Origin of the sequence: Mycolicibacterium septicum DSM 44393 (assembly GCF_000455325.1) — a bacterium.
Taxonomy (GTDB): domain Bacteria; phylum Actinomycetota; class Actinomycetes; order Mycobacteriales; family Mycobacteriaceae; genus Mycobacterium; species Mycobacterium septicum.
Map to the genome: position 1 here is coordinate 461,422 of NZ_HG322951.1, position 17,450 is coordinate 478,871.

14 protein-coding genes and 1 tRNA gene are annotated in these 17,450 nt (G+C 68.3%); 6 read left to right on the forward strand and 9 right to left on the reverse strand.

Annotated elements, in window-relative coordinates; genetic code table 11:
* The 6 genes from TX88_RS02260 to TX88_RS02285 all read right to left on the reverse strand — a co-directional run.
* Positions 1-943, reverse strand: a 943-nt coding sequence (locus TX88_RS02260; RefSeq protein ID WP_044514356.1) for a serine/threonine-protein kinase, incomplete at its 3' end; no start/stop codon positions are given.
* A complete protein-coding gene (gene pbpA / locus TX88_RS02265) occupies positions 940-2,418 on the reverse strand; it encodes a D,D-transpeptidase PbpA (RefSeq protein WP_044514358.1) in 1,479 nt (492 codons plus the stop codon). The genes TX88_RS02260 and pbpA, both read right to left, overlap by 4 nt.
* Complete coding sequence (locus tag TX88_RS02270) at positions 2,415-3,830, reverse strand: peptidoglycan glycosyltransferase RodA (protein WP_044514360.1); 1,416 nt, start codon at positions 3,828-3,830, stop codon at positions 2,415-2,417. Before TX88_RS02270 ends, pbpA begins: the two co-directional genes overlap by 4 nt.
* Positions 3,827-5,350 (reverse strand): PP2C family protein-serine/threonine phosphatase, encoded by a 1,524-nt coding sequence (locus TX88_RS02275; protein ID WP_044514361.1) that lies wholly within the window; start codon positions 5,348-5,350, stop codon positions 3,827-3,829. Before TX88_RS02275 ends, TX88_RS02270 begins: the two co-directional genes overlap by 4 nt.
* Before the next feature lie 31 nt (positions 5,351-5,381).
* Complete coding sequence (locus tag TX88_RS02280) at positions 5,382-5,849, reverse strand: FHA domain-containing protein FhaB/FipA (protein WP_029110475.1); 468 nt, start codon at positions 5,847-5,849, stop codon at positions 5,382-5,384.
* 131 nt (positions 5,850-5,980) lie between these two features.
* Positions 5,981-7,426 carry an FHA domain-containing protein gene (locus tag TX88_RS02285; protein WP_044514365.1) on the reverse strand — a complete coding sequence of 482 codons (1,446 nt, stop codon included), beginning with the start codon at positions 7,424-7,426 and terminating at the stop codon, positions 5,981-5,983.
* 272 nt (positions 7,427-7,698) lie between these two features.
* Here TX88_RS02285 and TX88_RS02290 point away from each other — a divergent pair.
* Positions 7,699-7,781: transfer RNA gene (locus tag TX88_RS02290), tRNA-Leu, on the forward strand.
* A 151-nt stretch (positions 7,782-7,932) separates the two neighbouring features.
* Positions 7,933-8,688, forward strand: coding sequence for an alpha/beta fold hydrolase (locus tag TX88_RS02295; RefSeq protein WP_244438464.1), 756 nt, complete (start codon positions 7,933-7,935; stop codon positions 8,686-8,688).
* On the opposite strand, the gene rfbA is transcribed toward TX88_RS02295, so the two are convergent.
* From rfbA to TX88_RS02310, 3 genes are all read right to left on the reverse strand, one after another.
* Positions 8,689-9,555 carry a glucose-1-phosphate thymidylyltransferase RfbA gene (rfbA, locus tag TX88_RS02300; protein ID WP_044514369.1) on the reverse strand — a complete coding sequence of 289 codons (867 nt, stop codon included), beginning with the start codon at positions 9,553-9,555 and terminating at the stop codon, positions 8,689-8,691. It lies immediately after the preceding gene.
* 98 nt (positions 9,556-9,653) lie between these two features.
* Complete coding sequence (gene ygiD, locus TX88_RS02305) at positions 9,654-10,427, reverse strand: 4,5-DOPA-extradiol-dioxygenase (protein WP_044519016.1); 774 nt, start codon at positions 10,425-10,427, stop codon at positions 9,654-9,656.
* Positions 10,428-10,458: 31 nt separating this feature from the next.
* Entirely contained in the window at positions 10,459-11,091 is a 633-nt protein-coding gene (locus TX88_RS02310; RefSeq protein WP_044514370.1) for a nitroreductase family protein, read from the reverse strand.
* 227 nt (positions 11,092-11,318) lie between these two features.
* Here TX88_RS02310 and TX88_RS02315 point away from each other — a divergent pair, with 227 nt between their 5' ends.
* The 4 genes from TX88_RS02315 (at position 11,319) to TX88_RS02330 (ending at position 17,449) form a co-directional block, all read left to right on the forward strand.
* Positions 11,319-13,247, forward strand: coding sequence for a SaeA-related protein (locus tag TX88_RS02315; RefSeq protein WP_044519017.1), 1,929 nt, complete (start codon positions 11,319-11,321; stop codon positions 13,245-13,247).
* Positions 13,244-15,703: a GAP1-N2 domain-containing protein gene (locus tag TX88_RS02320; RefSeq protein ID WP_044514372.1), complete on the forward strand. Its 2,460-nt coding sequence runs from the start codon at positions 13,244-13,246 to the stop codon at positions 15,701-15,703. The genes TX88_RS02315 and TX88_RS02320 overlap by 4 nt, the downstream gene beginning before the upstream one ends.
* Before the next feature lies 1 nt (position 15,704).
* Entirely contained in the window at positions 15,705-16,862 is a 1,158-nt protein-coding gene (locus tag TX88_RS02325; RefSeq protein ID WP_044514374.1) for a hypothetical protein, read from the forward strand.
* Between the two features lie 83 nt (positions 16,863-16,945).
* Positions 16,946-17,449 (forward strand): pyridoxamine 5'-phosphate oxidase family protein, encoded by a 504-nt coding sequence (locus tag TX88_RS02330; protein ID WP_044514376.1) that lies wholly within the window; start codon positions 16,946-16,948, stop codon positions 17,447-17,449.
* Position 17,450 lies beyond the last annotated feature (1 nt).

Below are 17,450 nucleotides of genomic sequence, written 5' to 3' on the forward strand. Positions count from 1 at the left end.
CCGGGGTGCGGCCGGTGAGTTCGGCGGCGGCGCGAGCCTGGGCGGCCGAGGGAACGGCGGCCGGAGCGGCCCGGCCCAGAGTCGGGGCCTGGTTGGGACGGGGGGGACGGCGACCGGAGCGCACGGCGGCGACCGCGTCGGCGAACGGCCCGCCCGACTTGTAACGCATCCCCGGGTTCTTCACCAGGGTGATCTCGATCAGCTCGCGGACATTCGGCGGCAGATCGGCGGGCAGCGGCGGCGGCGTCTCCTTGATGTGCTTCATCGCCACCGTCAGCGCACCGTCACCGGTGAACGGGCGCTTACCCGAAACCGATTCGTAGCCAACGACTCCCAGCGCGTAGACGTCGCTGGCCGCGGTGGCGTCGTGGCCGAGGGCCTGCTCTGGCGCGATGTACTGGGCCGTGCCCATCACCATGCCGGTCTGGGTGACCGGGGCGGCGTCGACGGCCTTGGCGATACCGAAGTCGGTCAGTTTCACCTGGCCGGTCGGGGTGATGAGGATGTTGCCCGGCTTGACGTCGCGGTGCACGAGACCCGCGGTGTGGGCCACCTGCAGCGCGCGTCCGGTCTGCTCGAGCATGTCGAGGGCATGCCGGAGCGACAGCCGCCCGGTCCGCTTGAGCACCGAGTTCAACGGCTCACCGTTGACGAGTTCCATCACCAGATATGCCGTGCGGCCTTCGCCGTCGATATCGGTCTCGCCGTAGTCGTACACGCTGGCGATGCCGGGGTGGTTGAGCATGGCCACGGTGCGGGCCTCGGCGCGGAACCGCTCGACGAACTCCGCGTCGGTGGAGAATTCGGCCTTGAGTACCTTGACCGCGACGCGCCGGCCCAGCCGTGAGTCGACGGCCTCCCAGACCTGACCCATGCCGCCCGTGGCGATCAGTCGCTGCAGCCGGTACCGCCCGGACAGCGTGACTCCAACCCGGGGACTCATGAACCCTCCCGCAGCGCCGCGGCTATCGTGGCGCGTCCGATCGGGGCGGCGAGTGCGCCGCCGGTGGCCGACAACCGGTCCCCGCCGTCCTCGATCAACACCGAGACCGCAACTTTGGGGTCGGAAGCCGGTGCGAATGCGATGTACCAGGCATGCGGCGGAGTGTTACGGGGATCCGTCCCGTGCTCTGCCGTACCGGTCTTCGAAGCGATCTGCACGCCGGCGATGGCTCCCTTCTGCTGAGTCACCTGCTCGGCGGCGACCATCAAGTCCGTAAGTGTAGCTGCGACCTGGGGTGACACTGCCCGGCGCTCTTGGGCAGGTGCGGTGGTGGCGATGGTGGCCAGGTCGGGTCCTTTTAGGCTATCCACAAGATACGGGCGCATCGCGATGCCGTCATTAGCGATGGTCGCGGCCACCTGCGCGTTCTGCAGCGGAGTCAACGCGACATCGCGCTGTCCGATGCTGGACATGCCGAGTGCGGCGCCGTCCGCGATCGGTCCGGTGGTCGATTCGGCCACCTGCAGCGGGATGGTCGGCGGGGGAGAGTCGAGCCCGAAGGCCTGGGCGGTCGTCTTGAGCTTGTCGGCCCCGGTCTTGAGGCCCAGCTCGACGAAGGCGGTGTTGCACGATTTCGCGAACGCCTCGCGCAGCGTGGCTGTGGGGCCGGGTCCGCACGAGGCCCCACCGAAGTTCTCCAGCGTCGCCGTGCTGTCGGGCAGCGGGATCCGCGGCGCCGCGGTGAGCTGGGTGTCGGGGGTGCTGCCGGCCTGCAGGGCGGCAGCCGTGGTGATCACCTTGAACGTCGAGCCGGGCGGGTAGGTCTCCGAGATGGCGCGGTTGAGCAACGGGGACTGTTCGTCGTCGCGCAGCTGCTGCCAGGCCTGGCTCTGGGCGTTGAGGTCGTGTGTGGCCAGCTGGTTGGGGTCGTACGAGGGCGACGACGCCATGGCCAGGATCTTGCCCGTCGAGGGCTCCAGGGCCACCACAGAGCCCTTGCAGGGGCCGTCGCCGCAGCCGTGCTGCAGTGCGTCCCAGGCGGCCTGCTGCACCTGCGGGTTGATCGTGGTGTCGACGTTGCCGCCGCGAGGGTCGCGGCCGGTGAAGAAATCGGCGAGCCGGCGGCCGAAGAGGCGCTCGTCGGAGCCGTTGAGAATGCTGTCCTCGGCCCGCTCCAGCCCGGTGCTGGAATAGCCCAGCGAGTAGAACCCGGTGATCGGGGCGTAGACGTCGGGGTTGGGGTAGGTGCGCAGGAAGCGGAACCGACCGTCGGTGGCCACCGAGTAGGCCAGCAGCTGGCCGCCGGCGGTGATCTGGCCCCGCTGGCGCGAGTACTCGTCGAGCAGCACCCGCTGGTTGCGCGGGTCGGCGCGCAATCCGTCGGCCGTGAAGACCTGGGTGATGGTGGCATTGGCCAACAGCAGCACGATCAGCACCATGATCGTGACTGCCACCCGGCGCAGGGAGGTGTTCATACCTTCTCGATCACCTCGGTGTTGGCCGCGGCGATCGGGGTGGGGTTCGGCGACGGGGTGGTGGTGATGGGCCGGCGGGCGGCGTGCGAGATGCGCACCAGGATGGCCAGCAGGATGTAGTTGGCCAGCAGTGAGGAGCCGCCGTAGGACATCCACGGGGTGGTCAGGCCGGTCAGCGGGATCAGCTTGGTGACGCCGCCGACGACGATGAACAGCTGGATCGCCAGCGTCGAGGCCAATCCGGCGGCCAGCAGCTTGCCGAAGCTGTCGCGCACCGCGATCGCCGTGCGCATCCCGCGGATGATCAGGATCGTGTAGAGCATGAGAACGCCTGCCAGCCCGACCAATCCGAGCTCCTCGCCGATCGCGGCGATGATGAAATCGGTGGCCGCGGCGGGCACGGTTCCGGGCTGCCCGTTGCCCAGGCCGGTGCCGAAGATGCCGCCGGTGGCGAAGCTGAACAGGGATTGCACCATCTGGTAGCCGGCGCCGTCAGGATCGGCGAACGGATCGAGCCAGGTCTCCACCCGCACCCGGACATGGCCGAAAACCTGGTATGCCACAACGCTTCCCGCGGCGAACAGGGCCAGCCCGATGACCACCCAGCTCAACCGTTCGGTGGCCACGTAGACCAGGACCAGGAACGACGCATACAGCAGAAGTGAAGTGCCCAAATCCTTTTCGAACACCATCACGCCCACCGAGGCGGCCCAGGCCAGCAGCAGGGGAGCCAGGTCGCGGGGCCGCGGCAGGTCGAGTCCGAAGAAGTGTTTCCCCGCACTGGCGAACAGGTCCCGCTTGGCGACGAGCACCGCGGCGAAGAAGATCAACAGCAGGATCTTGGAGAACTCGGCGGGCTGAATCGAGAAGCCGGGGAACTGGATCCAGATCTTGGCGCCGTACTGCTCGGAGTACTTCGTCGGCAGCAACGCCGGAATGACAAGCAGCACAAGGCCGGTCAGCGCGCAGATGTATCCGTACCGGGCGAGCATGCGATGGTCGGTCAGCAGCGCCACCACGACCGCGAACCCGATGACACCCACCAGCGTCCACATCATCTGCTGGTTGGCGGTGCCGCCGAGCCCGTCGGAGGTCGTCTCACCCTTGGCCAGGTCCAGCCGGTGGATCATCACCAGGCCCAGTCCGTTGAGCAGTGCCACGACCGGGAGCAGAAGCGGGTCGGCGTAGGGGGCGAACCGGCGCACAGCCAGGTGGGCGGCGCCCATCAGGACGATGAAGGCGATGACGTAGCGGGCCAGATCCCAGCTCAGACCTAGTTCCTGATTGGCCTCGACGATCAGCATTGCGACCGTGGTGATGAAGGCCGCGAACCCCAGAAGCAGCAGTTCCGAGTTGCGCCGATTGGGTAGCGGCGGCGTGACGGTAACCGGCGACTGGGGTTGAGTCGTCATGACACGACTCGGCAGTTCTTCCCCGGTTCTTGTGGTGGGGGAGGCAGCGCGGTCACGGTCGGCGACGGCGATGGTGAGGGGGACGGCGGAGCCGAGGTCGGGGCTCCCGGCGCGGCCGTCTCAGGCGCGGGTGTCTCGGGGGCAGGCGGCTCCGCGCTGGGCGCGGGGGCCGGCATCGGAGCCGCTGAAGGTGACGGAGACGGCGCCGGGCTGGGTGCCGGGGCGGGCTTCGACGTCGTGGTGGCGGTGCGCGGGGCGCACACCGGCAGGACGGAGCTCCGGGCCAGCTTGGTGATCTGCTCGATGGCCTCGTCCTGGGTGCCGCCGATCAGACCGGCCTTCACCGAGGCCCGTTCCGAGGGACGCAGGTCGTCGATCGACATCAACCGGCACTCGCGCTGGTCCTGAGTGTCGTCGGCACTGATCAGCGACAGTTCGTTGCGGGCGTTGAGACAGCCCAGGCGATACGGCTCCTGCAGTGAGATACCGAGAAAGGAGCCCTGCACCCCACGCATGATCGACACCGTGCCGTCGTGCTCGGCGACGTAATAGTTGTTGCGGATGATTTCCCGGCCGATGGCCAGGCCGCCGACGAGCACAAGCACCAGCAGCACGGCGGCGATGAGGAACCGGCGGCGCGACCGGGGCTTGCGGGCCGGTTCGGCCGGCTGGGGCACCACGCGTTTGGGTTCATTGCGGCGGGGATTGAACGCCGACGCCCGTCCGGCAGCCGTGTCCGGCGGCGCGGTCTGATCGTCGTCCCCGGACACCGCGCCGGCCAGGATCGGCTGGGTCTGCCCGTAGTCGTAGTCGACGACGTCGGCGACCACCACGGTCACGTTGTCCGGACCGCCGCCGCGCAGCGCCAGCTCGATCAGCCGGTCGGCGCTCTCGGCGACATCCTCGATCTGCAGGGCCTCGTGGATGGTTTCGTGGCTGACCGGATCGGACAGACCGTCCGAGCACAGCAGGTAGCGATCACCGGCCTTGGCCTCGCGCATGATCAGTGTCGGCTCGACCTCGTGCCCGGTCAGCGCCCGCATGATCAGCGATCGCTGGGGATGGCTGTGGGCCTCCTCGGCGGTGATGCGCCCTTCGTCGACCAGCGTCTGGACGAAGGTGTCGTCCTTGGTGATCTGGGTCAGCTCACCGTCGCGCAGCAGATAGCCGCGGGAGTCGCCGATGTGGACGAGGCCCAGCCGGTTGCCCGCGAACAGGATCGCGGTGAGCGTCGTGCCCATGCCGTCGAGTTCGGGGTCGGCCTCCACGTGGGCCGCGATCGCGGCATTGCCCTGGCCGACCGCGGTGTTGAGCTTGCTGAGCAGGTCACCGCCGGGCTCGTCGTCGTCGAGATGCGCGAGCGCCGCGATGACGAGCTGTGAGGCCACTTCGCCTGCGGCATGGCCGCCCATGCCGTCGGCCAGCGCCAGCAGTCGCGCCCCGGCATATACCGAGTCCTCATTGTTGGCGCGAACCAACCCGCGATCACTGCGCGCGGCGTATCGGAGTACGAGGGTCATAGTGTGTCTCGCGCTCCTCGCATGCGGGGCGTCACGGACGCAACTCGATTACCGTCTTACCGATTCGAACCGGTGTCCCGATTGAAACCCTTACCGCTGTTGTCACCTTCGCCCTGTCAAGGTATGTGCCGTTGGTCGATCCTAGGTCCTCGACGTACCACTCCGAACCTCGTGGTGAGAGCCGGGCGTGGCGCGTCGAAGCGTAATCATCGGTGAGCACAAGAGTGGAGTCGTCGGCACGGCCGATCAACACCGGCTGAGCACCCAACGTGATGCGGGTACCGGCCAGCGCGCCCTCGGTGACCACCAATTGCCGCGCGATGTGGCGTCGGTCCCGGCTCGGCAGCAGGGAGCCGCGGAGAGCCAGCCCCCGGCGCACCATCACCGCGCCCGTGGGCGCATAGATGTCCGTCCGCAGGATGCGCAGCACCGACCAGATGAACAACCACAGCAGCAGGAGGAAACCGACACGTGTCAGCTGCAGCACTAACCCCTGCATCTGACGTCCTCTCCGTATCCGCCCCACTGGTATCGCTCAGCTACCGTCGGCAACGTCACGATACTTGGACGGCGATCGCCGTGAGGGCGAAGCGGGGTGCTTGCCACTCAGGTGTGTCCGGTCTCAGACGCTCAGTGCACGCGCACGATGATCTCGGAATGGCCCAGCCGGATCACGTCGCCGTCGGCCAGCTGCCACTCCTGCACCGGTGCGTTGTTCACCGTGGTGCCGTTGGTGGAGTTGAGGTCTGACAGCAACGCGACCTGTCCGTCCCACCGGATTTCCAGGTGCCGGCGTGACACCCCGGTGTCGGGGAGACGGAACTGGGCGTCCTGGCCGCGGCCGATCACGTTGGCGCCTTCGCGCAACTGATAGGTACGGCCACTGCCGTCGTCGAGCTGGAGGGTGACCGCAGCGCCGCCCGCGGCATAGTCGCCGCCGCCGTACCCGCCCTGCTGGCCGCCGTATCCGGGCTGGCCGGCCTGCGGTGCGCCGTACTCGCCGCCGCTGTAGCCGCCCTGCTCGCCATAACCGGGCTCGCCGTAGCCGCCCTGTTCGGGATAACCGCCCTGCTGGGGCTCGGCGTAGCCGCGGCCGTAGTCCTGCGGCTGGCCGTACTCCTGGCGTCCGTAGGGCTGGCCGCCGCCGGCGTATCCGCCACCCTGCTCGGGGTAGCCGCCGCCTTGGCGCGGGTCCTGACGTCCGTAGTCGTACTCGCCGCCGCCGTAACCGGGCTGACCGCCCGGCGCGGGCTGGCCGTAGCCGCCGCCCTGCTGGCCGCCGTAGCCGCGGTCATAGCCGCCGCCCGGCTGACCGCCGTAGCCGGCGGGCGGACGCTGCTGCTCGTAGGACTGCGGGGGGTAGCCCGCCTGGTCGGGGTAGCCGCCTTGATCCGGGTACCCACCCTGGTCCGGGTAGCCGCCCTGATCGGGGTATCCGCCACGCTCGCCGCCGTAGCCGCCGCGCTGCTGCGGGGGATAGCCGCCGCCCTGCTCCTGGGGCGGGTACCCGCCCTGCTCGGGCGGGTACTGCCCGCCGCGGGGATCGTCCTGCGGGTGGCCGTAGCGGTCGTCGTAATACTCGTCGCCGGGCCGCCCTTGTCCCTGGCCGCCGCGGTAATTCGGGTTATCGGTCATAGGTGGTTCTCCTGATTCTGCGGTGAACGCATGGTCGCCTTGGGCTCGCGCGGATTCGCCAGCGGTCGAATCGGGGTTAACCGCGCCGTGGGCGCGGAACTGTCCGGTGTGCAGGTTCGGTGATTGCTCGAATCTAACGACCACATCACCATACGTTTGCCACCCCTGATCACGAATGAATCCCCCCAGATGTTTGGCGAACGCGGTCGAGGTCAGGTCGGTATCGGCGCTTACTTTCTGATAGTCAGTGCCACTGAGCGTAATTACGTAGTCGTTCGGTGCCAAAACTTGTCCACCGGCCACGGTACGGGCTCGGGACTCGGCTTCCCGGCACAACGCCGTCTCTACTTCTTGAGGCACTATCGAGCCGCCGAAGACCCGAGCGAACGCATCGCCGACGGTCGACTCGAGTTTGCGTTCGATGCGGTCGACCAGACCCATGTCACCGCCCGCCTTTTCTCGTTGTCGCGTCGCCTCGACACGGTCACCCGTGCTACCGCGTGTCGCTCTGGCCACACTGCTCACAAGCATGGTATCGGCCTAGTGCCGTAAAGCGGGACCAACAGAACTCTGAGAATCCGATCGTTGCAGGTCAGTGACCTGATCTAGATGAGCTTAAGGGTTTTCTGACAATCCGCCGGGCGCCTGATCGGCCTGCTGATCGGCCGGTTTGGGAACGGCGCGCTCGCAGTGTTACGCTGCCTCGGTCATTCGGGCGAGTGGCGGAATGGCAGACGCGCTGGCTTCAGGTGCCAGTGTCCTTCGGGACGTGGGGGTTCAAGTCCCCCTTCGCCCACAGAGAGCGGTTCTGAGGAACTGCGACGAAGGCCGTGAACTCAACTGAGTTCACGGCCTTTGTATTTGGCGCCGAAGTCGTGGCACGGGGCGATACTCGCGTTGTGCATTCAGAACTGCGAGCGGCGGACGTCACCAAGCTGGTTCTTGAAGTGGCGGGTGACGGGCCGCCGGTCGTTTTTGTCCACGGGTCCAATGGCGGCCTGGATTCGTGGGCTGCGGTCGCTCGGCATCTCGCCGGCTACCGGATCGTGCGGTACGCGCGGCGAAACCACCCACCGAGTGACATTGGCAACTCGCCCAATAGTTTCGGCGCGGAAGCCGCCGATCTGCGATGCGTGCTGAATTCAGTGGCCGAATCCTTTGGGGCCGGCGCACATATCGTCGGCGGCTCCTACGGAGCGACGGTCGCTCTTTATACGGCCGTGGCCGACGCCGATCGAATCGCGTCACTGGCGTTGTTCGAGCCGCCATTGCTGTTGTCGGGCGCGCACCTGTTGCCGGTCCTCGATCGCTTCCGGCAGTTCTGCGCCGATCGCCGATATCCAGAGGCCCTCGAGGTCTTCGCCCGCGAGGTCGCATGCGTTCCTGCCGAGGTGATTTCGGCGACTCCCATCACGCTCCCGAGTGAGGAAGCCGGCCGCACCATAACGGCCTCCGCGGGAGCGGATCTGGAGGCGATGGCCGGTGATGGCCAGGACGTCGACCGGTGGGCGGCGATCACGCTGCCGGTGTTGTTGATGCAGGGCGGTCAGAGTTGGTCACCTCTGCCAGAAGGCATGGACCGCCTGGCACAGGTGCTGCCACACGCTCAGCGGGTGGTCTGGCCCGACCAGTCACACTTCGCGACCGCCATGGTGCCCGAGCGCGTCGCCGAAGCTCTTGAGGAGTTCTTTGCCGCGGTGTGATTACCTGCGCTCCAACAACTGCAGCAGATAGTCGCCGTACCCGGATTTGGGCAGTGCCTTGGCGCGGGCGACCAGTTGATCGTCGTCGATGTAGCCGGCGCGCCATGCGATCTCCTCGGGCACACCGATCTTCAGTCCTTGGCGGCGTTCGATGGTGCGGACGAAGTCACTGGCGTCCAGGAGTGAGTCGAAGGTGCCGGTGTCCAACCAGGCCGTCCCGCGGGCCAGCACCTCGACCGAGAGCCGGCCCTGGTTCAGGTAGATCTGGTTGATCTCGGTGATCTCATATTCGCCGCGCGCGGATTTCCGGAGTGAGCGCGCTATATCTATGACGTCGTTGTCGTAGAAGTACAGCCCCGGCACGGCGTACTGCGATTTGGGGACGGCAGGTTTCTCCTCGAGGGACAGCGCTGTGCCGTCCGCGCCGAACTCGATGACACCGTAGGCGGCCGGGTTGGCCACCCAGTACGCGAAAATCGCTCCACCGCTGACATTCTGGAACCGGCGCAGGTTGGTGCCCAATCCTGGGCCGTAGAAAACGTTGTCGCCCAGCACAAGTGCCACCGAATCCGTCCCGATGTGCTCGGCACCGATCACGAAGGCCTGGGCCAGGCCTTCGGGCTGGGGCTGGGCGGCGTAGCTCAGGTTCACCCCGAAGGCCGAGCCGTCACCCAACAGGCGCTGGAACGCCGGCGCATCGACAGGGGTGGTGATCACCAGGATGTCGCGGATACCGGCCATGATCAGGGTGGACAGCGGGTAGTAGACGAGCGGCTTGTCGTACACCGGAAGCAGCTGCTTGCTGACGCCCGTGGTGATCGGATGCAGGCGGGTGCCGGACCCACCGGCCAGAAGAATTCCGCGCACGCGTGCCTACACCCCGACGCCGTCTGCCGGCTCGTCATGGCACAACACGCCGACACCCTATCCTGCCGGTGCCGGCCGCCTCGCCGGAATGAACCGCCTCAACGCAGCAGGTAAGACGTCATCGACAGCGACCCGTAGGTGTAGCCGCTGACCATGGCGTCGACCGAGCGGGTGGAATCGGATGCGGCACCGGCGAGCCCGGCGAAGTACAGCATCGGGATGAAGTGGTCCGGGGTGGGAACGGCGGCCGCGTAGTCGGGGTGCGCCTCGAGGGTGAGGACATCGGCGGGGGAGTGGGTGAGTTGTTCGTGGGCGGCATCGTCGAAGCGTTCGGCCCAGGCGAAGCCATCCTCGGGCCTGGTGGGGTCCATGCCGGCGAGGTTGTGCACGATGTTGCCGCTGCCCACCACCAGAACGCCGCGCTCGCGCAACGGCGCCAGCTTCGCCCCGAGGCGCAGGTGGTAGTCGGCCGGTTCGTTGGCGTTGATCGCCAGTTGCACAACGGGGATGGACGCGTCGGGAAAGGCGTGCACCAGCACCGACCAGGTGCCGTGGTCGATACCCCAGCTGTCCACGTCGGCACCCACCCAGGTCGGGCGCACCACGTCGCTGACCTCCTCGGCCAGCTCCGGCAACCCCGGCGCCGGGTACTCGACGTCGAACAGCTCGCGCGGGAATCCGTAGAAGTCGTGGATGGTGCGCGGGCGCGGCATCGCCGTCACCGCGGTGGCGTTGATGTACCAGTGCGCACTGATCACCAGGATCGCGCGCGGCCGGGGCACCGCCTGCCCGAAACTGCGCCAGGCCGAGGTGAAGCGATTGGACTCGAGCGCGTTCATCGGGCTGCCGTGGCCGATGAACGCCGCGGGCATCAGTGCAGGTGCCGGACCCATGAAGTCGAGCCTAGGACGCCGGGTTGTCCCAATGGTCCATGCAGACCAGTTCACCGACGGGGCGGCGGCGCACCGGGCCGTGGGATCCGCGCGGCCAGCCCACCACGACGTGGCCGGCCAGCATCCAGTCCTGCGGCACCCCGACGGCCTCGCGGAGCAGCTGTTCCCCGCCGTAGGAGGCCCAGCTGGTCAGGCAGGCGCCCAGGCCCTGGGCCCGGGCCGCGAGCAGGAAGTTCTGCATGGCAGGAAAGATCGATCCGCCGAGCAGCAGTTCGGAGGCGGTGGGGAAGCGCTGCTGGGTGAACAGCACCGAGGTGAACTCGCCTGCCCGGTCGTGCAATTCATAGGTGGCGCGGTTGGTCCTGGCGCGCCGGCTGGCGTCGTCCTCGGCCGGCCGGGTCATGCCGTAGACGGGTTCGATGACGGCCAGCGCCTGCGCGGCGGCCTTCGCCACGACCGCGCGCTGCTCCGCCGAGCGCAGCACCACGAATCGCCAGGCCTGCGCGTTCGCCCCCGACGGTGCCCACACCGCGGCCTGCAGGCAGCGGGTCAGGGTGGCGTCGTCGACCGGTTCATCGGTGAACCGCCGGATGGTCCGCGATGTCGACATCACTTCCCATACGTCGTCGCTGGCAGAAGACATGTCCCCCCTCGGATCGCGGTCCATCCGAATGTGCCGGACACATGTGGTGGCGCACAACCCCATCGCGTCGGCCCGGCTCACCATGTGGCGGTCACCTGGCGGCTGCTGCGGTAGCGTTTCCGGGTGTGCAGGCCAGTGTCGGCCTGGCACCTCAGGAGTTCGCGCTGTTCGAGCTGCCGGAGTACGTGATGCGCAGCAATCACGTCCGGCGGGGATTTGGTGTTCTGATGCCCGATCTGTATCCCGTCGACGATCCCGACGACGCGGATCCCCGCTTGGCGCCGCTGCTGGCCTGGCGTCAGCAGCTGGTCGACTCGGGCGCGGTCGCGGCCCGCAGTTTCAAAGAGGCGCATCTGCGTCTCGTCCTCAAGTCCGGCCGTACCGATGTCGAGCAGATCCGCGAGATGCTGCCGGGTTCGGTGGCCGAACACGCTGAAGAGATGGCCCGGGTGCTGGCCGAGCTGGAAACCCGGGCTCCGGACAGCCCATCGGAGCCGGCGTCACCCGCTGTCGCCGACGTGCACGCCATCGCGTTCCGCCACGGCGAATCCCGTCCCGACGTCGTGGACCTGAGTTGGCCCGACTACCAGGCCAACGGGGGAGTGGTCCTGTACCGGGTGGTCAGTGGCGAAGACCGGGCGCCCAAGTCCCCGGAGAACGCCGACCTCGTCGCGGCGACGCCGTTGTCGGCCGCGAGCGACGACCGGCCCTTGACCGGCCCGGTGCGTTACTACCAGGTCTGGGTCATCACCGGGACGTCGCGCGCGGATGCCCTGAGCACCCGGCCGGTGTTGCATGCCGGTGGGGTATTCGTCGCGCCACCCGGTGACGTGTCCGTTCGGGAGGACAACGGCCTGGTGATCGGCAAGTGGACGGAGCCGCCCGCGACGAGTTCGGTGCACGTGTACCGCATTCCGGGCGACGCCGCCGATGAAACCGGGATCGACGAGTCGCGCTACCGGATCCTGGCCGAAGGCGAGCACCGCACCGGGTTCGTCGATTCCGGCGCGGCCCGGGGCATGCGCTACCGCTACCGGGTGCGCTGCGCGGTCGCCGTCGACGACGCCGTGCTGTTCTCGGAGCCCGCCGATGTCGACGTCGAGGTGTCGGCGGTGCTCGCCGCAGTCACCGACATCTCGGTCGACACCAGTCTCGACGGTGAGTCGTTCGACGTGTCGTGGGCCGCTCCAGGAGCAGAGGTGGCCGTCTACCTCAGCCAGACCGGCCCGAGCGCAGGCGGGGTCTCGACCGAGCTACCCGAGAACGCGCTCGAGCAGGTCGGGCTCACCCCGGACCTGCGATTGCAGCAATCGGTCACCGATCGGGCACTGCCCGACGGCAGCCACCGCACGCTGATGACCGGGGTGCCCTGGCCGCGGGGCTGGAGCCGGGCCTACCTCACCCCGGTGACCATCCTCGGAGGCCGGGCCGTGCTGGGCCGCACCGTATCGGCCGTGCGCACCGGCACGATCCGCGAAATCGAACTCGCCGAGTACTGCAACAAACAGGTGCTGACGTTCGAGTGGCCCGACGGAGCTGCGGGCGTGGTGGTGACCCTGGCGGCCAAGGGCTATGACCCCCGCGCCGGCCTGACCGGCAGGTCCTTCGAGATCTCGCTCGAGGACTACGAGAAGTACGGCGGCATGCACCTGACCGGCGCACTGCCGGTGGGTGGTTGCTCGCTGCACCTTGCGCCGGTGGCGTTCTCCGGTGGGCGACGCGTGACCGGGCCGGTGGCCAGCATCGAGTACCCGGGCATGCTGCGGCTGCAGTACGCGGTGCGAATCGGGCGTGATCCCAACGGTTTCCCCAACACAGCGACGGTCGCCGTGCGTTCGGAATACGACATACCGGGCTCGCCGTCGTTCGTGTTGGTCAACAACCCCCAGCGGATGCCGCTGAGCGTGCACGACGGCCAGCCGGTCGATGTGGCACCGCTGGACGCGCAGGGGCAGTTGGCAGACCAGCCGTCGAAGCAGTTGCGCTGGACGGCGTTGACGGCGTCGGGCAGCGGCGAACTGTGGGCCGCCAACGTCAGCGGCCTGCACGGCTGGATCCGGTTGTTCCTCAACATCCCCGATCCGGCCCAGCTGCGAACGCTGGCACTGCTGGACCCGCCGGTGCAGACCTTGCAGCTCACCGCGACGGTGCTATGACGTCGCGCTACGGCCAGCTCGCCTATACGTCGTTCGATGCCGTCGGGACTGTCGGCGGCTGGCAGGTCAAGGAAACCAGCGGAGGTCTGACGCCGGCGGAGACACAGGCGTTGATCGCCGGGGTGCGCACGGTGTTCCGTCCGGTGGGCGAGCTGCCCGATTTCCCCACTCCCGAGCAGCTCGAGCACGGCCCGCGCCGGCTGGCATACCGCCATCTAGGTGATGGCGCCGGCTACTGGCACACCTTCCCGGCCGGGTCGGACAGTACGGGCCGGCCGGGCAACGTCTTCGCCCACGCGCTGTTGGACCGTGCGCCCGACACCCATCCCCGCCACCGGGCCATCCAGCGGTGGCGGTCGTCGCACTGGCTGCAGCCTTTCGGCGCGGCCGCGGTGGCCCGTGCCGCGCTTCCCGGGACCCTGCCGGAGCTCGGCAACGCAGTCACCAAGGACAGCGTGGTGGCCTTCGCGCTGGATGCCGTCACCTGGCGGTTGGCGACATTGTTCGCGCTGTTGGATGCCGTGGCCGCGGCGCTGGCCGGCGGCCCGCCGGTGGTGCTGGGGGTGCGGTCACCGGATGCGGCAGCGCAGTGGATCGGCCTGGTGAGTTTCCTGATGTCGCCGGGCACCGCTGCGGCACTGAGCTTCTCCACCTTCGATCGCGCGGAGCAGGTCGCGCCGCACAACGGCCAGGTGCTCAGCGCGGTTCCGGTCGAGGACCTCGCCGCGGTGGAACCCGGCATGGTCGTGATCAGCGAATCCGAGACCGTGTCGCTGGGTGAGCTCGGTGGCGATCCGCACCGCACCGCGGGCGGCCACCGCATCGAGGTGACCCGGTGGTCGGTGATGGCTCAGGTGGTGTTGCTCGACGTGGCCTCGGCCCGTCGGGTGCTCGACGACATCGACACGCTGTCCAGCCAGGTGCGCGACGACGGGCTACACCCGGCCTGGCCGATGGCCATGGCGGTGGCCGGGCATCATGAATTCGCTGACGCGGAGGTGGAGGCGCACGAGGTGATCGCGGCGCATTCCCCGTCGGGTGCCCTGGTCGGATCCGAAGCCGCGCACATCATCGCCGATGTGCTCTCGGCCACGATCGGTGCCACGACGGCCGATGCGTGGCGGGTGGTGCACGAGTTGCAGGATGGAGCGGGAGCCGCATTCGCCGATGCCACGTACTTCTCCCGGGCCATCGCCGACGACGCCTGGATGACTCAAAGCGAGCCAATCCCGTTGGGGCCGAGAACGTTTCACGGGAAACCAATACCTTCGTCGCTGCGGGTGGCCATCGGCCCCGCCCTGGAACACAGCCGCAGGCAGGGTCCTGACCGGTTGCTGCGGGTCGTCGACCTGCTGTTGCGGGCCGGGGTTGCCGACGACAGGCTGCAGGTGGCCCTGGCCGACGGTGTGCTGCCCGGCCTGGCGGATCCGGGGGTGCGCACGCGCATCGGGGTCGCGGACCGGTTGTCGCTGGGGGCGTGGTTGCTGAACGACGTCGACCCCGAGGGCAGCGCCATCGACGACGACGTCCTGGACTGGCTGGCCGAGGCGGCTCCGGTCCCGGAGCCCGCTGAACTCGCGGTCGCCCAGCGCGGGGATTCGGTGTGGATCCGCGCTGCGCTGCGCGGGCTGCGGTCACGGCGGCGCGGACCGCAAGACGCGGGTGACCTCGGTGCGCAGCTGTGGTGGCTGCGCACCACCGAGCCGGCGAACTTCGCAGCCGCAGCAGCGGCGTCGGTCTGGAATCCGTCGGACCTGCTGCTGGCCATCGGTGCCGATCCGCTCCCCAGGATGGCTGCGCTGCGGACCCTGGTAGGGGCCGCGGACTCGGCCGCGTTGCACCACTTGGCGGACAAGGTTATCGAGGACAACGGCGACAACGTGGCGGTGGCCTGTGCGGCCGTCCGCCACGTCGAGCCGCGGGAGTGGCTGCATCAGCGGTATCTGCACACCCACCAGAGTTCGTATGTACCGCTGTGGGATCAGGTGCTGGCCGGACTGGAGCCGCGGTCCGTGCACCCGGATTTCGCGGTGCGGCTGCTGGCGTTCGCGCTGTTGGGCGTGCTCGCCGGCCAGCCGTATCCGCAGGCCTGCAGCGCGTTGGCCACCGAAACCGGTTACGGCACACAGGCCGTCGCCCGGGTGCTGCCGCTCGTCGACGGTGGCCAGCTGGCCCCCGTGACGGTGGTGGCGATCAGCCTGCTCCGCACCGCGGCGGCCGAGGCTGCCGGACATGCGCTCGACCCGGTGGATCAGCTCGCGAATGTGCTGGCCGGGCAGGTGGCCGCCGCCATGGTGGGCGCCGACGCGGAATCCGTGGTGGTGTTGATGGCGCAGTTGTCGGGCGATTCCTCTGAGGGGACGATGCGCGGATACCGCAAAATGGTGAACAGGCTGATGACGCGGCGGGGCGAGCACCCGTCGCTGGCGGAGCGACTGAGGGGGAGCCGGGGCTGACATGAGCAAGTGCCCACGTTGCTTCACCCCGTTGAGCCCGAACAACCACCTCTGGACGCTGCCGGCCCAGGCCGGCGGCACGCGATACCGCGACGATGTCGCTTCGGCCTACGTCGGTGCCCCCGCCGATTGCGGTCCGCTATACACGTGGACCCGCACACCCGGCTACAACGGCCCGCCGCCGCCGACGTCCGAGGCCAGCCGGGCGCTGCAGGGACCTGCGGTGGAGGTCTGCCCGGTCTGTCACTTCACCCTTCCCGACGGCTTCCGCGAGGGGCATGCCATCTGCATCGCGCTGGCCGGCGCGCGTGCAACGGGCAAGAGCTTGTACATCGCGGTGCTCGTCAAGCAGCTGGAATTGCTGTGTGAGCGTTTCGGCGTGGTGATGGAACCGGTCACCCGGGCTACCGCACAGAACTACGCCACCAACTACGAGGGTCCGCTGTACGTCCACCGGGGCCTGTTGCCGCCCACTCCGACGGTGCACACCCAGGCCCCGAATCAGCGTGAGCCACTGGTGTTCTCGATCGGTGTCTGGCACGGGGTACGCCGTTTTCTGGTGCTGCGCGACGTGGCGGGCGAGGATCTGGAGAACGGTGACCTGCGGGCGCCGCCCTTCCAGTTCTTCGGCCACGCCGACGGGGTGTTCTTCATGTTCGACCCGTTGCGGGTCAAGGCCATCCGCGATCAGCTGCAGGATCTGCTGCCACCTCAGCCGTTCAGCGGTGGGGAACCGCGTTCGGTCCTGGGCAATCTGCTGTTGGCGGTCAACCCAGGCCAGCCCAAGCTGGCGGTGATCCTGTCGAAGTTCGACGTGCTGCGTGCGCTGCGGGACGTGCAGGGCTCGGAATGGGCACTGGTCATGTCGAACGGGGGAGCGGCCTTCCTGCGGGACACCTCCGATGGCAAGCAGTACGACGACGTCGACGGTCAGCTGCTCGACCAGGAGGTGCGCAGCCTGTTGGTCCGCCTGCACGGCGGTTCGATCGTGGCGGGCGTGGAGAACCCGTCTCTGGGTGCGCGACTGGCCAGCCGGTACTTCGCGGTGTCCGCGCTCGGACATCCGCCCAACGGAAATCGTCTGCACGCCAGGGGTATTGCCCCATTCCGGTGCGTGGATCCGGTGCGCTGGGTGACTTCGCAGTTCGGCGTGCTGTAACCGGCCGATCGGGTTACCGACCGCGTTCGCAGGGAGCGGTGACCCCGTGGCTATGGTGGGCTGACCGAGCAGAGAGGTGACAGGTGGGCAAGAACGAGCGCACGAAGATCGTCATGAGCGACGATGAGATCGCCGAATTCATCGAACGCAGCCGGACCGCGACGATGGCCACGGTGCTGCCCAGCGGCCGACCTCACCTGGTCGCCATGTGGTACGCGGTCCTCGACGGTGAGATCTGGTTCGAGACCAAGGCCAAGTCGCAGAAGGCGGTCAACCTGCGCCGCGACCCCACGATCACGGTGATGATCGAGGACGGCGACACGTACAACACGCTGCGCGGTGTGTCGATCGACGGCACCGCCGAGATCGTCGACGACCCGGAAACGATTCTGCGCGTGGGCATCAGCGTGTGGGAGCGCTACACCGGGCCCTACACCGAGGAGATGCGCCCGTTCGTCGACCAGATGATGAACAACCGCATCGCGGTGCGGGTGGTGCCCAGCCGTCAGCGCAGCTGGGACCACCGCAAGCTCGGGCTTCCCGAGATGCCGGTGGGTGGCAGCACCGCACAGTATCTGAACGCCTAGC